The 14,587-nt window shown below is 71.1% G+C and carries 15 protein-coding genes; 6 read left to right on the forward strand and 9 right to left on the reverse strand.

From position 1 onward, the window contains the following. Nucleotides 1-9: 9 nt before the first annotated feature. The 3 genes from DFR74_RS05165 to DFR74_RS05175 all read left to right on the forward strand — a co-directional run bounded on the left by DFR74_RS05165 (nt 10) and on the right by DFR74_RS05175 (nt 1,761). On the forward strand, nt 10-759 hold the full coding sequence (locus tag DFR74_RS05165; protein WP_067510233.1) for an SDR family oxidoreductase: 750 nt from the start codon (nt 10-12) through the stop codon (nt 757-759). 90 nt (nt 760-849) lie between these two features. Continuing rightward, nucleotides 850-1,251 carry a PaaI family thioesterase gene (locus DFR74_RS05170; protein WP_067510230.1) on the forward strand — a complete coding sequence of 134 codons (402 nt, stop codon included), beginning with the start codon at nt 850-852 and terminating at the stop codon, nt 1,249-1,251. Between the two features lie 168 nt (nt 1,252-1,419). After that, nucleotides 1,420-1,761: a hypothetical protein gene (locus tag DFR74_RS05175; protein WP_067510228.1), complete on the forward strand. Its 342-nt coding sequence runs from the start codon at nt 1,420-1,422 to the stop codon at nt 1,759-1,761. A gap of 4 nt (nt 1,762-1,765) precedes the next feature. On the opposite strand, the gene DFR74_RS05180 is transcribed toward DFR74_RS05175, so the two are convergent. The 8 genes from DFR74_RS05180 to DFR74_RS05215 all read right to left on the reverse strand — a co-directional run bounded on the left by DFR74_RS05180 (nt 1,766) and on the right by DFR74_RS05215 (nt 11,474). Beyond that, nucleotides 1,766-3,079 carry an MFS transporter gene (locus DFR74_RS05180; RefSeq protein ID WP_067510226.1) on the reverse strand — a complete coding sequence of 438 codons (1,314 nt, stop codon included), beginning with the start codon at nt 3,077-3,079 and terminating at the stop codon, nt 1,766-1,768. Nucleotides 3,080-3,272: 193 nt separating this feature from the next. Next, nucleotides 3,273-4,073 carry a 3-oxoacyl-ACP reductase gene (locus DFR74_RS05185; protein ID WP_407675104.1) on the reverse strand — a complete coding sequence of 267 codons (801 nt, stop codon included), beginning with the start codon at nt 4,071-4,073 and terminating at the stop codon, nt 3,273-3,275. Beyond that, entirely contained in the window at nt 4,070-5,428 is a 1,359-nt protein-coding gene (locus tag DFR74_RS05190; RefSeq protein ID WP_067510222.1) for an aldehyde dehydrogenase family protein, read from the reverse strand. Before DFR74_RS05190 ends, DFR74_RS05185 begins: the two co-directional genes overlap by 4 nt. Beyond that, complete coding sequence (locus DFR74_RS05195; RefSeq protein WP_067510220.1) at nt 5,422-6,177, reverse strand: gamma-glutamyl-gamma-aminobutyrate hydrolase family protein; 756 nt, start codon at nt 6,175-6,177, stop codon at nt 5,422-5,424. Before DFR74_RS05195 ends, DFR74_RS05190 begins: the two co-directional genes overlap by 7 nt. Next, complete coding sequence (locus tag DFR74_RS05200) at nt 6,158-7,522, reverse strand: glutamine synthetase family protein (RefSeq protein ID WP_084537769.1); 1,365 nt, start codon at nt 7,520-7,522, stop codon at nt 6,158-6,160. The genes DFR74_RS05195 and DFR74_RS05200 overlap by 20 nt, the downstream gene beginning before the upstream one ends. A 624-nt stretch (nt 7,523-8,146) precedes the next feature. Continuing rightward, nucleotides 8,147-9,613 (reverse strand): bifunctional phosphatase PAP2/diacylglycerol kinase family protein, encoded by a 1,467-nt coding sequence (locus DFR74_RS05205; RefSeq protein ID WP_067510447.1) that lies wholly within the window; start codon nt 9,611-9,613, stop codon nt 8,147-8,149. 5 nt (nt 9,614-9,618) lie between these two features. Continuing rightward, nucleotides 9,619-10,530 (reverse strand): NADP-dependent oxidoreductase, encoded by a 912-nt coding sequence (locus DFR74_RS05210; protein ID WP_067510216.1) that lies wholly within the window; start codon nt 10,528-10,530, stop codon nt 9,619-9,621. Nucleotides 10,531-10,577: 47 nt separating this feature from the next. Beyond that, on the reverse strand, nt 10,578-11,474 hold the full coding sequence (locus DFR74_RS05215; protein WP_067510214.1) for a bile acid:sodium symporter family protein: 897 nt from the start codon (nt 11,472-11,474) through the stop codon (nt 10,578-10,580). A gap of 208 nt (nt 11,475-11,682) precedes the next feature. Here DFR74_RS05215 and DFR74_RS05220 point away from each other — a divergent pair, with 208 nt between their 5' ends. Then, nucleotides 11,683-12,849: a thiolase family protein gene (locus DFR74_RS05220; RefSeq protein ID WP_067510212.1), complete on the forward strand. Its 1,167-nt coding sequence runs from the start codon at nt 11,683-11,685 to the stop codon at nt 12,847-12,849. A 75-nt stretch (nt 12,850-12,924) separates the two neighbouring features. Beyond that, nucleotides 12,925-13,176: a microaggregate-binding protein 1 gene (gene mbp1 / locus DFR74_RS05225; protein WP_067510210.1), complete on the forward strand. Its 252-nt coding sequence runs from the start codon at nt 12,925-12,927 to the stop codon at nt 13,174-13,176. A gap of 56 nt (nt 13,177-13,232) precedes the next feature. Here the strand turns inward: mbp1 and DFR74_RS05230 are convergent, their stop codons facing one another. Then, on the reverse strand, nt 13,233-13,688 hold the full coding sequence (locus tag DFR74_RS05230) for a MarR family winged helix-turn-helix transcriptional regulator (RefSeq protein ID WP_067510445.1): 456 nt from the start codon (nt 13,686-13,688) through the stop codon (nt 13,233-13,235). Nucleotides 13,689-13,771: 83 nt separating this feature from the next. Between DFR74_RS05230 and DFR74_RS05235 the strand changes: the two genes are divergently transcribed. After that, a complete protein-coding gene (locus DFR74_RS05235; RefSeq protein WP_067510209.1) occupies nt 13,772-14,536 on the forward strand; it encodes a dioxygenase family protein in 765 nt (254 codons plus the stop codon). The last annotated feature ends 51 nt before the right edge of the window (nt 14,537-14,587 follow it).

Below are 14,587 nucleotides of genomic sequence, written 5' to 3' on the forward strand. Positions count from 1 at the left end.
GGTCGCCGCATGACGAGGCAGAGGATTCTGATCACCGGCGCCAGCTCCGGGCTGGGCGCGGGCATGGCGCGGGCGTTCGCCGCCGAGGGACGCGATCTCGGGCTGTGCGCCCGTCGTACCGAACTGCTCGAGGAGTTGCGCGCCGAACTCACCGCCGCGCACCCCGGCAGCACCGTGGCGATCCGCGCGCTCGACGTGAACGACCACGCGGAGGTGCCGCGCGTCTTCGGCGAGCTGCGCGCCGAACTCGGCGGCCTGGACCGGGTGATCGTGAACGCGGGCCTCGGCAAGGGCGCGGTGATCGGCAGCGGGCGCGCCGACGCCAACCTGGCCACCGCCACCACCAACTTCGTCAGCGCGCTGGCCCAGGCCGAGGCGGCGCTGGAGATCTTCCGCGAGCAGAACGCCGGGCACCTGGTGCTGGTGTCCTCGATCAGCGCGCTGCGCGGGCTGCCGAAGAAGAAGGCCGCGTACTCGGCGAGCAAGGCCGGCCTGGCCGCGCTGGGCGACGCGCTGAGCACCGAGCTGGCGCGCACGCCGATCGCCGTCACCACTCTGCTGCCCGGCTTCATCGCCACCGATATGGCCGCGAAGGCGGGTGACGCGAAGCTGGTGGCGCCGCTGGACAAGGGCGTGACCGCGATGGTGCGGGCGATCGAGCGCGAACAGACCCGCGCGTGCGTCCCGGCCTGGCCCTGGCGCCTGATCGGCGCGGCGCTGCCGCACCTGCCCGCCGCACTCGTCGCGCGGATCGGCTGACTCGCCAGTTCCCGCCATCCCCGCGCGGATCGGCGCCGATTACCTCGCGGGTAATCGACCGGCGCGCCCGCGCCGGGCAGCATGGCCCCCATGATCGACGAGACCGGCACCGCCCTGTTCCATCAGTCCATGCCGTTCACCGAACGCCTCGGCGTCGAGGTGCTCGAACACGGCCCCGCCCTGGTGCGCAGCCGCCTGGCCTGGGACGAGTCGCTGTGCACGCTGGGCGGCGCGCTGCACGGCGGCGTCCTGATGGCCTTGGCCGACGCGACCGGCGCGGTGTGCGCGTTCCTGAACCTGCCCGAGGGCAAGCAGGGCACCACCACCGTGGAGTCCAATACCAACTTCCTGCGCGCGATCCGTTCCGGGCACGCGGTGGCCTCGGCCCGCGCGCTGCACGCCGGCCGTTCGTTCATCGTGGTGGAGACCGAGATCCACGACGACGCGGGCAAGCTCGTCGCCAAGGTGACCCAGACCCAGGCCGTGCTCTGACCCGATAAGCCCTCCTTAAGCCCCTGTCAAGCCCCCCGAGGCATGGTTCTTCCGAGCCCGGCCGAACCTGCTCCAGGAGGGGGGAGCAGGAGCGGCCGGGCCCTTTCTCGCACGGCGTCCTTCGCACAGCCCCTCCGCGGCCCGCCCGCGCGGGATACAGTCTCGGCCATGCGAGTCCACGCCTACCCCACCGGCGCGGCCACACCGGTGGACGCCACGGCCGCCCGGGGGATTGCCGACAAGTACTTCCCCCGCCAGGCCGGGGACGAAATCACCACTGTCATCACGGAATTCGACACCTGTTTCGTGGTGTCGGGCGTACTCGGACCGCTCGCGGCGAACGGGGAAGGCGTGCCACCGCCGCTCGCGGCCGGCTCGATGTCGGTGATAGACAAGGAAACCGGCGCGGTGTCGCTGTGGCCGACCTATCCCGTCGCGTGGATCGCCGAACAGTACGCGAAGGCGCGTGCCGAAGGCGGGGTCGTCGTGGAGGACGCCTGGCCGAAGTAGCGGGTCAGCTCACCGGCACCGCCGCGCGCTCCGCGTCGGGAACCTCGGTGCCGCGCAACGACGTTCCCGCCGTCTCGCGCAGGTACGCCCAGGCCACCAGGCCGATCAGCGAGGCGCCCACCATGTACGCCGCGGGGAACAGCGACCACCCGGTCGACTCGATGGCGGCCTCGTTGACCAGCGGCGCGGTGCCGCCGAACGCGGCCGTCGACACGTTGTAGGCCAGCGCGAAACCGGCGTAGCGCACGTGCGTCGGGAAGATCGCCGGGAAGGTGGAGCTGATCGTGGCCAGCTGCGGCACGTACAGCAGGCCGAGCACGATGAATCCCGTGATGGCCCAGGCGGTTCCCTGCCCCATCAGCCAGTACATCGGCACGGCGGCCACCGCGAGACCCACCAGCGAGACCAGCCACAGCGGCCTGCGCCCGACGCGGTCGGAGAGCAGCCCGAAGAACGGCAGCACCAGCATCATCACGATCTGGCCGGTCAGCATCATGGCGGTGGTGCCCGATTCCGACATGCCGATGGTGTTCTGGAGATAGGTGGGCTGGTAGGTGAGCAGCGTGTAGTTGACCACGTTCAGCGCGATCACCAGACCGCCCAGGGTGAGCAGCTCGCGGCGGTAGCCGGTGACCAGCTCGCGCAGGCCGGTCGGCGGGTGCGGCTTCTCGGCGACCTCCTCGAACACCGGCGATTCGTCCAGCTTGGCGCGCAGGTACCAGCCGGTGAGGCCCAGCGGCACGGCGATCAGGAACGGGATGCGCCAGCCCCAGTCGTGCATGGCCTCCGACCCCAGCGCGAGCTGGCAGGCGAGCACCACGGCCGAACCGCCGACGAAGCCGGCGAGGGTGCCGAATTCGAGGAAGCTGCCGAGGAATCCGCGCCTGCGGTCGGTCGCGCATTCGGCCAGATAGGTGGCCGCGCCGCCGTATTCGCCGCCGGTGGAGAAGCCCTGGACCACGCGCAGCAGGATGAGCAGGATCGGCGCGAGCACGCCCACCGAGGAGTGCGTCGGCAGCAGGCCGATGAGGCCGGTGGCGGCCGACATCAGCAGAATCGTGGTGGCCAGCACCGCTTTGCGGCCGATGCGATCGCCGAGCGGGCCCCACACCATGCCGCCGAGCGGGCGCAGCAGGAACGAGATGGCGAAGCCCAGCATGGTGCCGAGGGTGCCGAGCTCGCCGGGGAAGAACGCGTCGGTGAGGTAGGTGGCGGTCGCGGCGTACACGCCGTAGTCGAACCACTCGGTGGCGTTGCCCATCGCGGACGCGGCCACCGACCGTTTCAGCGGCCTCGCCTCCTGTGCGCGGTCGGTCATCTCCGCCTCCTCACCCGATGCGCCCCGTGGGCCTCGATTCGTCGATCGGGCCCGGGCGCGACGAGCGGCCGGGCACGGAAGGAGGCGTTACCCGCCGCGGCGGAACCCAAACGGCGCGGGCCCGATCACCCGTTCGGCATCTACCCGCTCACCTGCGCGGCAACCACGAATTGTGACAGTGGTCATAGGGGCGTCAGAGCGGGGTGACGTAGGCGCCCGAGATGCCGCCGTCCACCAGGAACTGCGACGCGGTGATGAAGGAGGCGTCATCGCTGGCCAGGAACGCGACGGCGGCCGCGATCTCCTCCGGTTCGGCGAACCGCCCGACCGGGATGTGCACCAGCCTGCGCGCCGCGCGCTCCGGGTCCTTCGCGAACAACTCCGCCAGCAGCGGGGTGTTCACCGGGCCGGGACACAGCGCGTTCACGCGGATGCCCTCCCGCGCGAACTGCACCCCCAACTCGCGGCTCATGGCCAGCACGCCGCCTTTGGAGGCCGTGTAGGAGATCTGCGAGGTGGCCGCGCCCATCACCGCGACGAACGAGGCGGTGTTGATGATCGACCCCTTGCCGCGCACCAGCATGTGCTCGATGGCGTACTTGCTGCACAGGTACACCGACGTGAGGTTCACCTCCTGCACCCGGCGCCAGGCGTCCAGACCGGTGGTGCGGATCGAATCGTCCTCAGGCGGGGAGATGCCCGCGTTATTGAACGCGATGTCCAGGCCGCCGTACGCGGCGACCGCCGCCTCGAACAGGGCGCGCACCTGCTCCTCGTCGGTCACGTCGGCGCGCACGAACAGCCCGCCCGCCTCCTCGGCGGCGCGCTCGCCCGCGGCGGCGTCGATATCGGCGACCACCACCCGCGCGCCCTCGGCGGCGAAGCGGCGCACGGTGGCCAGGCCGATCCCGCTGCCGCCGCCGGTGACCACGGCGACCCGATCCTGTAAGCGCTGCAACGCATCTCCTTTCGTGGGATGGCCTGAACCACTCACTCGGTGGCGAGGAAGACGTTCTTGGTCTCGGTGAAGGCCAGCGCCGCGTCGGGGCCGAGTTCGCGGCCGAGCCCGGACTGTTTGAACCCGCCGAACGGCGTCCAGTACCGCACCGACGAGTGCGAGTTCACCGACAGGTTCCCGGCCGCCACCCCGCGACTCACGCGCAGGGCGCGGCCGAGGTCGTTGGTCCAGATCGAGCCGGACAGACCGTATTCGGTGTCGTTGGCCAGGCGCAGTGCGTCGGCCTCGTCCTCGAAGGGCTGCACCGTCACCACCGGGCCGAACACTTCTTCGGTGAGCACACGGGCGGTCGGCGAAGTGGGCAGCACGACCGTCGGCGGGTACCAATATCCCGGGCCGCTCGGGCAGTCACCGGTGAACGCCACTTCGCCCGGCGTGACGAATCCCGCGACCCTTTCACGATGCGCCGCCGAGATCAGCGGGCCCATCTCGGTGCCGTCCGCGCCGGGGTCACCGACCTGCACACCGCGCACCGCCGGTTCGAACAGCTCCAGGAACCGGTCGAACACACTGCGCTGCAAGAGAATTCGCGAGCGCGCGCAGCAGTCCTGCCCGGCGTTGTCGAACACGCCGTAGGGCGCGGTGGCCGCGGCGCGCTCCAGGTCCGCGTCGGCGAACACGATATTGGCGCTCTTGCCGCCGAGTTCCAGCGTCACCCGCTTCACCTGCTCGGCGCAGCCCGCCATGATCCGCTTGCCGACCTCCGTCGACCCGGTGAACACCACTTTGCGCACGGCGGGATGGGTGACGAACCGCTCCCCCACCACCGAGCCCTTGCCGGGCAGTACCTGGAACACGTCGTCCGGAATGCCCGCCGCGCGCGCCAGTTCGGCCAGGCGCAGCGCGGTGAGCGGGGTGAGTTCGGCGGGTTTGAGCACCACGGCGTTGCCCGCCGCCAGCGCGGGCGCGAACCCCCACGCGGCGATGGGCATCGGGAAGTTCCACGGCACGATCACGCCGACCACGCCGAGCGGCTCGTGGAAGGTCACGTCCAGCCCACCCGCGACGGGAATCTGCCTGCCGGACAACCGCTCCGGCATCCCGGCCGCGAAATGCAGGACGTCGCGGACGTTTCCGGCCTCCCACCGGGCGTTGCCCAAGGTGTGGCCGGAGTTCTCGACCTCGAGCCGTGCCAGTTCCCCGAGGTCGGCGTCGACCGCCTCGGCGAAGCGACGCAGCAGCCGGGCGCGGTCGCCCGGCGCCATCGCGCGCCACGACTCCGACGCGCGGACCGCCCGGTCGACGGCGGCGTCGGTCGCGGCCAGATCGGCGAGTTCTACTGTCGCCACGACCTTTTCGGTCGCGGGGTTCACCACCTCGGTGGTCACCATCCGTTCCACTCCTCTCCGCTCCCACCGGTCCGCCCGGACGCGGCGGCGACCAATCCCCGCACCAGCCGGTCGTCGTCCCGGTCGGCTTCCGGATGCCATTGGACGCCCACGAGGAATCCCTCGCCGGGCCGTTCGATCGCCTCGATCGTGCCGTCGTCGGCGCGCGCGCTCACCACCAGACCCGGCGCGAGGGCGTCGATCGCCTGGTGATGGTGACAGCGCACCGTCGCCTCGGCGCCGACCAGTCCCGATACGCGGGTGCCGCCGACGGTGCGCACCCGCACGTCTCCGAACGATCCCGGCCCGCCGGAGTGCTGCTCGTGCCCCACCACGTCCGGCACATGCTGGATCAGGGTGCCGCCCAACGCCACGTTGACCAGCTGCAAGCCGCGGCACACCGCGAGGATCGGCAGGCCCGCGGCCAGCGCGAGGGCGAACAGCGCGAACTCCGACTCGTCGCGATCGGCGCGGGTGTAGCCGAGCGCGGCGGGCGGGCGGCCGTAGCGAGCCGGCTCGATGTCCGCGCCGCCGGTGAGCAGCAGCCCGTCCAGCCGGTCCACCAGTTCAGGCCGCGCCACCCCGCCCGGCGGCAGCAGCACCGGGATGCCGCCCGCGCGCACCACCATCTCGACGTAGTCGTGGTGCAGGACGGCGGCGGGCACGTCCCAGTCGCCGAACCGCGTCCGCTCGGCGTAGGTCGGCAGCCCGAGGACGGGACGGCGGTCGCCGTCAGAGTCGTTCGAAGCCACGCACCCGCTCCCAGTCTGTGACGGCCGCGTCGTAGGCGTCCAGCTCGACCCGCGCGGCGTTGCGGTAGTGCTCCACTACGTCGGCGCCGAAAGCCGTTCGAGCGACGGCGCTCTCACCGAACAACTGCGCCGCCTCCCGCAGGGTGGCGGGCACCCGCGGACGGTGGGAGCGGTAGGCGTTGCCGTGGAACTCCGGTTCCAGCGGCAGCCGGTGCTCGATGCCGTGCAACCCGGCGGCGATCGAGGCCGCCACCGCGAGATAGGGATTCACGTCGCCGCCCGGGATGCGGTTCTCCACGCGCAGCGAGGGTCCCTCCCCCACCACGCGCAGCGCGCAGGTGCGGTTGTCGCGACCCCAGGCCAGGACGGTCGGTGCGAAGCTGCCCGGCACGAATCGCTTGTAGGAGTTGATGTTCGGCGCGAGGAAGTAGGTGAATTCGCGCAGGCAGTCCAGCTGGCCCGCGAGGAAGTGGCGCATGAGCGGGGACAGGCCGCCGGGGCCGTCTCCGGCGAACACCGGCGCGCCCGACCCGTCCCGCAGGCTCAGGTGGATGTGGCACGAGTTGCCCTCGCGCTCATCGTATTTCGCCATGAAGGTGAGGCTGCGGCCTTCCTGGGCGGCGATCTCCTTCGCACCGGTCTTGTAGATACTGTGGTTGTCGCAGGTGACCATGGCTTCGTCGAAGCGGAACGCGATCTCGTGCTGGCCCGGATTGCACTCGCCCTTGGCCGACTCGACATACATTCCGGCACCGGCCATCTCGTTGCGGATGCGGCGCAGCAGGGGCTCGACGCGGGCGGTGCCGAGCATCGAATAGTCCACGTTGTACTGGTTGGCCGGGGTCAGGTCGCGATATCCGGCGCGCCAGGCCACCTCGTAACTGTCGTCGAAGACCAGGAATTCGAGTTCGGTGCCGACGTAGGCGCGCAGGCCGTGCTCGGCCAGCCGGTCCAGCTGGCGGCGCAGCACCTGGCGCGGAGAGGCCACGACCGGTGCGCCCACGGGTTGTACGCGCTCCACATCGCACAGCACCAGCGCCGTGCCGGGCTGCCACGGCACCAGGCGCAGCGTGGTGAGGTCGGGGCGCAGGACGAAGTCGCCGTAGCCGGTGTCCCACGAGGACATCGCGTAGCCGTCGACGGTGGTCATCTCGACGTCGACCGCCAGCAGGTAGTCGCACGCCTCGGTGGCGTGCCCGACCACCTCGTCCAGGAAATACCGTGCCGCGCAGCGCTTCCCCTGGAGCCGCCCCTGCATGTCGGTCATCGCGACGAGCACCGTATCGATCTCCCCCGATTCGACCCGCGCGCGCAACTGCGTGAGTTCGAGCATCCCTGTTCGCATCACACGGCCCCTCTCGGCGTCGACCGTGCCTACGGTAGAGGAAGAGCTAGCGCCTGCGGCGTATTGCTTGGCATTTAGTGCCGTGGCAACAGGCGCAGGTAGTGGTTGCGTGGGGGTGGGACACGTAGTGGGGGCGGGCTACCGGCTGAGACGAACACGATCCCGACATCACGAAACCCGCGCGGTGTTGCCGCGCGGGCTTCGCGGGGAGGCGTGCAGAAGGTAGGTGAGTTTCGCCAAAATCGGATCAACCCCACATGCGCGGGGAGCAAACAACGTTTCCAGCGTGCAGCGGCGGGTCACCCCCATGTCTGCGGGGAACAGCTTCCGACTCGGATCAGAGAACGCCCCAGGCCTGGAGGATATAGGTTACGTTCGCCAAGATGCCGGTAACCGTGTTCGCCAGGTTCAGCGCTGACGAGCCGAGATCGATGATGTTCACCGGATTCCTCCGTGGGTGGGAACTACTGGATCGATGTCCAATGTATCGACGCCATCCGACCACCCCTTTCCATCAAGATCACCACGTGGCGCCCGGAATCCCACCGATCACACTGGCCCGCAACGACTTACGGCCCTTACCCAATCCCGCCGTCCCGAACAGTAATGTGATGCAGGTCATACTTATTCGGCGGGCGAATCCGGCATACGGAACACCGTGAGCGCCGCCGGTTTGCTCGTGAACACGAACTCCCGCCCGCTCGCGGCCACTTCACCGTCGGTGGCCAGGGCTACGGGCGCTCGCGCCGTCCGCACCACCAGCCGCTGCGCCTCCCGGTGCCGATACGCGGCCGAGGTGCCCAGCGTGCCGGTGAGCGTCGCCCAGATCAGGCGGGCCCGCGAGAGCGGCAGGTCGGCGCGCAGGTACCGCACGTCGAGGGTGCCGCGGTGCAGTTCCGGCCGCGACATCGGTACCTGGTCGGACGGGTGATAGCGCCCGTTGCCCACGAACAACATCCACAGCAGCACCGGCACGCCGTCCACGGTGGCGCGCACCGGACGGGCCCGCATCAGCACGCGCAGCATCGCCACGCCCGCGGCGGGCCATTTGCCCAGGCGCGGCCGCCAGCGGTCGCGCAGGCGCACGAAGCGCGGGTAGCCGCCCAGGCTCGCGGTGTTCACGAACACGCGCTCGCCCTCGTCGTCGTAGCGCACCGTCGCCGCGTCGAATCGGCACACCGATCCCGCCGCCAGCGCGGCCAGGGTCTTCTCGTGCGTCTCCACCCCGGCGTCCCTGGCGAAGTGGTCGAGGGTGCCGCCGGCGAACACCGCGAGCGGCAGATCGCGCCGCACCGCCACCTCGGCCACCGACGACACGGTACCGTCGCCGCCGAGCACGCCGAGGGCGACGACGCCGCCCGCCTCGATCGCCTCGTCCAGCTGCGCGCCGAGATCGCGGTCGGGATCCATCCGCAGGAACCGCGCCCGTGGCAGCCGCGCCCGCAAGCGGGCCTCGGTGAGCGCGGAATCACCCAGTCCGGCAAGGGGATTGGTCACCATCAGCAGTCCGCGCCCGTGCGGCAGCGGTTCGATGTTCTCGGTGACGCACTCGGTGGCGGGCTCGTCGTTGCGCACCGCCCACCAGCGATGCGTCGCCAGCGCGATGCCGGAGCCGAGCAGCGCGCCCGCCACGACGTCGGAGGGCCAGTGCACGCCGATGTGGACGCGCGAGTACGCCACCGCCAGCGCGACCGGCGCGACCACCGCCGCCGCGGCCGGACTCTCCAGCGCCACACCGGTGGCGAAGGCGGCGGCCGAGGCCGCGTGACCGGACGGGAACGACGAGGACACCGGCGGCGAGAGCGGCCTGCGCACGAACGGCACGGAGCCGTCGGGCGGGCGACGGCGCGGGAACAGCGGTTTGGCGATGCCGTTCGCGACGCCGCTGGCCAGCAGCGTCGCGAGCACGCCGCGCAGTCCACCGCGACGCACCGGTCCCGAGCCGAGCACCGCCATCGCCGCGCCCGCGGCCAGCCACAACTTGTTGTGGTTGGCCGAGGCGCTCAGATCCAGCAGGGCCCGGTCCGCGATCGTGGGCGGGACCCGGGCGCTGTGGTTCACCAGCCGGATATCCACCGCGTGCCAGCGCATTCCGGTCACTCCGCGCCGACGAGGAGCACGACCTTGCCCGGCCCTCGACCGTGCTCGGACTCGCGCTGTGCCGCACCCGCCCGCGCGAGGGGGAAGGTGCGCGCCGGGCCCGGCAGCCGGAACGCGCCGGCGGCCACCCGCTCGGCCACGTGGGCCAGCAACTCGGGCGAGCGCGGGCCCGGCGCCGAGGAGAAGGTGACGCCGAGTTCGGCCGCGGCGCCGTCGGCGATGGTGACGATGCGCTCGGTGCCGCCGCGCAATTCGATGGCCGCGGGCAACGCGCCGTGTCCGGCGGCATCGAACACGGCGTCCACGCCGCCGGGCGCGAGCGCGCGCACCCGGTCGGCCAGTCCGTCGCCGTGGGTGGTGGGGATCGCGCCGAGCGCGGCGACCAGATCCTGGTTGGCGGCCGAGGCGGTGCCGATCACGGTGGCGCCCGCCTCCCGCGCGAGCTGCGCCGCGATCGAGCCCACCGCGCCGGACGCGCCGTTCACGAGCAGGGTCTCCCCCGGTTTCGGTTCGAGCAGGGCCAGCACCTTCGCGGCCGTGCCCACCGCCACCGGCAGGGCCGCCGCGTCGGCCCACGCCAGGCCCGCGGGCTTGGGCGCGTAGTCGGTGACCACGGCGTACTCGGCGTACCCGCCGCGCGTCCAGGCGATCACCTCGTCGCCGACCGCGACGCCGGTGGCCAGCGGCCCGACCGCGTCCACCACGCCCGCCGCCTCGGCGCCGGGGAACTGCGGGAACGACGGCTCACCGAAAACCAGGGCCCCGGAACGGATCTTCCAATCCGCGGGGTTGACGCCCGCCGCGCGCACCGCGATGCGGACCTGCGCGTCCACCGGTTCGGGTGTGTCCACCTCGACCGTGCGCAGAACCTCCGGACCGCCGAATTCGTTGAACGCTATGGCGTGCATGTCACCTCCGTGCCGATCGACGTCCCCCACAATAGGCCGCCGCGCGACTAGGAAGCGCCCGGCAACCCCGACGGTCGCGGCTCCCGGTTCCGGACACCGCGGCCCAGCCAGGCACCCGCGGAGTAGACGATCGGGACGCTGATGATGCTGTACACACCGGCGGGCACGGCCATGCGGACATCGCCCAGCACGCTGATGGCGATGGTCATGGCCAGCACGCAGTTGTGCACGCCGATCTCCATCGCGCACGCCAGAGCCTGGGCGCGCACCACGCCGAACGCCTTGGGCACGAAGTAGCCGACCGCCAGGCTCGCGACGCACAGCACGACCACCACCGCGCCGATGTCGACCAGGTAGTCGACGATGTTGTTCCGTTCGGCGACCAGTGCCGCCACCGTCACGATCACCAGGAACAGCACCGAGAGCACGCGCACCGGCCGGTCCGAACGGTCGGCGAAACCGGGCCGCAGCCGCCGGGCGATCATGCCCGCGACGACCGGAACGAACACCAACGCGAACACCTGCGCGACTTTGGTGAACTGCATCCCCACCCCGCCCGTGCCCGCGGGGTCGAAGTATCCGAGCGCGATATTGGTGATGAGCGGCAGCGTCGCCACCGACAGCACCGAATTCAGCGCCGTCAGTGAGACATTGAGCGCCACGTCGCCGCCGAACAGGTGGCTGAGCAGGTTCGCGGTGGCCCCGCCGGGCGAGGCCATCAGCAGCATCACGCCCACCGCCAGTTCCGGCGTGACGTCCAGACCGGCCACCAGCCCGAACGCGAGCGCGGGCAGCACGATCACCTGGCAGCACAGCGCGACGAACACCGCGCGCGGATACCGGACGACGCGCAGGAAGTCCTCGACCGTGAGCGAGAGGCCGAGCCCGAACATGATGAACCCGAGCGCCAGCGGCAGCGCGACGGCGACCGGCCAACTCTCCACGGGGCACCCTCATCGGTCGAGGCCGCCGGCCACCCGACCGGGAGAACGCGACGATCCGAACAGCACTTGTTTCGCCCCTGTCTAGCACGCCGGAGTGTCCGGCGGCACCGGCCGACCGCCCACCGCGGCCGCCGAGGCATTTCCCGGCGAGTGAATCCGTGTTAACTTAATTCGGAATCACAGTTAACATAGTCGATCGGAGACAGCCATGAGATCCGCCGTGATCGTGGACGCGATCCGCACACCGTCGGGCAAGGGCAAGGCGGGCGGTGGCCTGTCCGAGATCCACCCGGCCACCCTGCTCGCCGGCGTGCTGGCCGAGCTGGTCGCGCGCAACGATCTGGACCCGGCGCTGGTCGACGACGTCGTCACCGGCTGCGTCACCCAGGCGGGCGAACAGGCCGGCAATATCGGCCGCACCGCCGTCCTCGCCGCCGGGTTCCCGGAGTCGGTGCCCGCCACCACCGTCGACCGCCAGTGCGGTTCCAGCCAGCAGGCCGCGCACTTCGCCGCGCAGGGCGTGATCTCGGGCGCCTACGACATCGCCATCGCCTGCGGCGTCGAATCGATGAGCCGCGCGCCCATGTTCTCCAATACGCAGGGCAAGGACGTCAACCGCGGCCCGCTGGCCCACCGCTACCCGGAAGGTTTTGTCCAGCAGGGCATTTCGGCCGAGGTGATCGCGGCGCGCTGGAAGTTCGACCGCGCGGCGCTGGACGAGTTCGCGGCCCGCTCGCATCGCCTGGCCGCCGCCACCGCCGCGGCGGGTGGCTTCGACCGCGAACTCGTCGCGGCGGGCGCGCTCACCGCCGACGAGACGATCCGGCCCTCCACCACCGCCGAGGGGCTGGCGGGGCTGCGGCCCGCGTTCGCCGACGAGCAGTACCTGACCCGGTTCCCGGAGATCGACTGGTCGATCACGCCCGGCAACTCGTCGCCGCTCACCGACGGCGCGTCGGCCGCGCTGATCATGGGCGAGGACACCGCGGCGAAGCTGGGCCTGCGCCCGCGCGCCCGCTTCCACTCCTTCGCCGTGCTCGGCGACGACCCGCTGCTCATGCTCACCGCCGTGGTCCCGGCCACCCGCAAGGTGCTCGACCGCGCCGGACTCGCCATCGACGACATCGACGCCTACGAGGTGAACGAGGCGTTCGCGCCGGTGCCGCTGGTCTGGCGGCACGAACTGAACGCCGATCCGGAGCGGCTCAACCCGCGCGGCGGCGCCATCGCCCTGGGACATCCGCTCGGCGCGTCCGGCACCCGCATCCTGTCGACGCTGCTCAACCACCTGGAGCAGACGGACGGCCGCTACGGGCTGATGACGATGTGCGAGGCGGGCGGGCTGGCGAACGCCACGATCATCGAACGGCTGTGACGCCCGGTGATTGAGCCTCCATCGACCGGGTAGGGCGCAACTGTCAGCCGACAACCCCGATCATGGAGGTACAGCGTGACGAAGCACGAGAGCGGATTCCGCGAAGGCGTCAAGGGCGTCGTCGAGGACGTCAAGGGCAAAGCCAAGGAGGCCGCGGGCACCGTCACCGGCAACGAGGACCTCGAACACGAGGGCCTGGCTCAGCAGGACAAGGCCGAATCCCAGCGCGAGGCCGCGCGGAAGGAAGCCGAGGCCGAGAAGGCCAGGGCCGAAGCGGATGTGGACGAGGCACGCCAGCGGACGCATCAGGACGATGACAAGCGGTAATCCCTTGCCGCACACGGGCGGACGGGTCCAAGCACCCGTCCGCCCCGTCGTTTTGCTCAGCGGCCCGACAGCCGCTCGGCCACCGCACCGAGCCCGTCGGCGACGGCGCGGCGTTGCCCGGGGGTGAGCACGTCGATCAGCGCCCGCCGCACCGTGGCGACATGCCCTGGCGCGACCTCGGACAGGCGCTGCCGCCCGGCCTCGGTGAGCACCGCGACCACACCGCGCTCGTCGCCGGGGGCCGCGGTGCGCCGCACCAGCCCGGCCTTCTCCAACCGCTCGACCTGATAGGTCAGCCCGCTCTTCGAGGTGAGCAGCGCCTCGGCCAGATCGGTCATGCGCAGCGCGCCGTCCGGGGCGTCGGACAGCCGCACCAGCGTCTCGTACTGGGGGTGTGAGAGGCCCTCGCGCTTGAGGTGCTGTTCGACCTCGCGAGTGACCAGCGCGCCCGCGGCCAGGAACGCGTGCCACGCGCGCATCTCCCCCGCGTCCAGCCACTTCGGTTCGTCCACGGGCACCAGCCTAGCCCTGTTGTTCAAATTTGAACAAAGCGCTACAGTTGTTCAAACTTGAACGACTTCGGCAGGAGACCGGCATGTCCGACCGCGCACCCGTGCTGTACCTGTCCCACGGCGCGCCACCGCTGGCGGACCACCCGCACTGGCCCGCCGAACTGGCCGCCTGGGCGGGCGAACTCCCGCACCCCACCGCGATCCTGATGATCTCGGCGCATTGGGAGGCCGCGCCCATCACGCTCGGCGCCACCACGACGGTGCCGCTGGTCTACGACTTCAGCGGCTTTCCGAGGCACTATTACGAGGTGGTCTATCCCGCGCCCGGCGCGCCGGACCTCGCGTCGAAGGTGCGCGCACTGCTCGGCGGCCAGGTGCACGACGCACCCGGACGCGGGCTCGACCACGGCGCCTATGTGCCGCTCAAAGAGATGTATCCGGCAGCCGACGTGCCCGTGTTGCAGATGTCGCTGCCCACGCTCGATCCCACCGAACTGTTCGCGATCGGGCGCACCCTCGCGCCGCTGCGCGACGAGGGCGTGCTGATCGTCGGCAGCGGCTTCTTCACCCACAACCTGCGCGCGCTCACCCCCGACGACGAGCACGTCCACGCGTTCACCGCCGAGTTCGACGACTGGGGCGCCCGCGCGCTGGCCGAGGGCGATCTCGACTCGCTGCTCGACTTCCGCCACCGCGCGCCGGCGCCGCACCTGGCGCATCCGCGCACCGAACACTTCGCCCCGCTGTTCGTGAGCCTCGGCGCGGGCGCGGACGATCTCGCGACGCTGCGCACGCCCGTCGACGGCTACTGGCTCGGCATGGCGCGCCGCTCGATCCAGCTCGGCTGAATCCCCCTGTCCCACAACTGAACACCAACACCGGCTCCGGCCGCAACGAAA

It is taken from the genome of Nocardia puris (assembly GCF_003315035.1).
Classification (GTDB): domain Bacteria; phylum Actinomycetota; class Actinomycetes; order Mycobacteriales; family Mycobacteriaceae; genus Nocardia; species Nocardia puris.

Coding starts and splice junctions, on each gene's coding strand:
- DFR74_RS05165 (WP_067510233.1), top strand. CDS start 10: ATGACGAGGCAGAGGATTCTGATCACCGGCGCCAGCTCCGGGCTGGGC.
- DFR74_RS05170 (WP_067510230.1), top strand. CDS start 850: ATGATCGACGAGACCGGCACCGCCCTGTTCCATCAGTCCATGCCGTTC.
- DFR74_RS05175 (WP_067510228.1), top strand. CDS start 1,420: ATGCGAGTCCACGCCTACCCCACCGGCGCGGCCACACCGGTGGACGCC.
- DFR74_RS05180 (WP_067510226.1), bottom strand. CDS start 3,079: ATGACCGACCGCGCACAGGAGGCGAGGCCGCTGAAACGGTCGGTGGCC.
- DFR74_RS05190 (WP_067510222.1), bottom strand. CDS start 5,428: ATGGTGACCACCGAGGTGGTGAACCCCGCGACCGAAAAGGTCGTGGCG.
- DFR74_RS05200 (WP_084537769.1), bottom strand. CDS start 7,522: ATGCGAACAGGGATGCTCGAACTCACGCAGTTGCGCGCGCGGGTCGAA.
- DFR74_RS05205 (WP_067510447.1), bottom strand. CDS start 9,613: ATGCGCTGGCACGCGGTGGATATCCGGCTGGTGAACCACAGCGCCCGG.
- DFR74_RS05210 (WP_067510216.1), bottom strand. CDS start 10,530: ATGCACGCCATAGCGTTCAACGAATTCGGCGGTCCGGAGGTTCTGCGC.
- DFR74_RS05220 (WP_067510212.1), top strand. CDS start 11,683: ATGAGATCCGCCGTGATCGTGGACGCGATCCGCACACCGTCGGGCAAG.
- DFR74_RS05235 (WP_067510209.1), top strand. CDS start 13,772: ATGTCCGACCGCGCACCCGTGCTGTACCTGTCCCACGGCGCGCCACCG.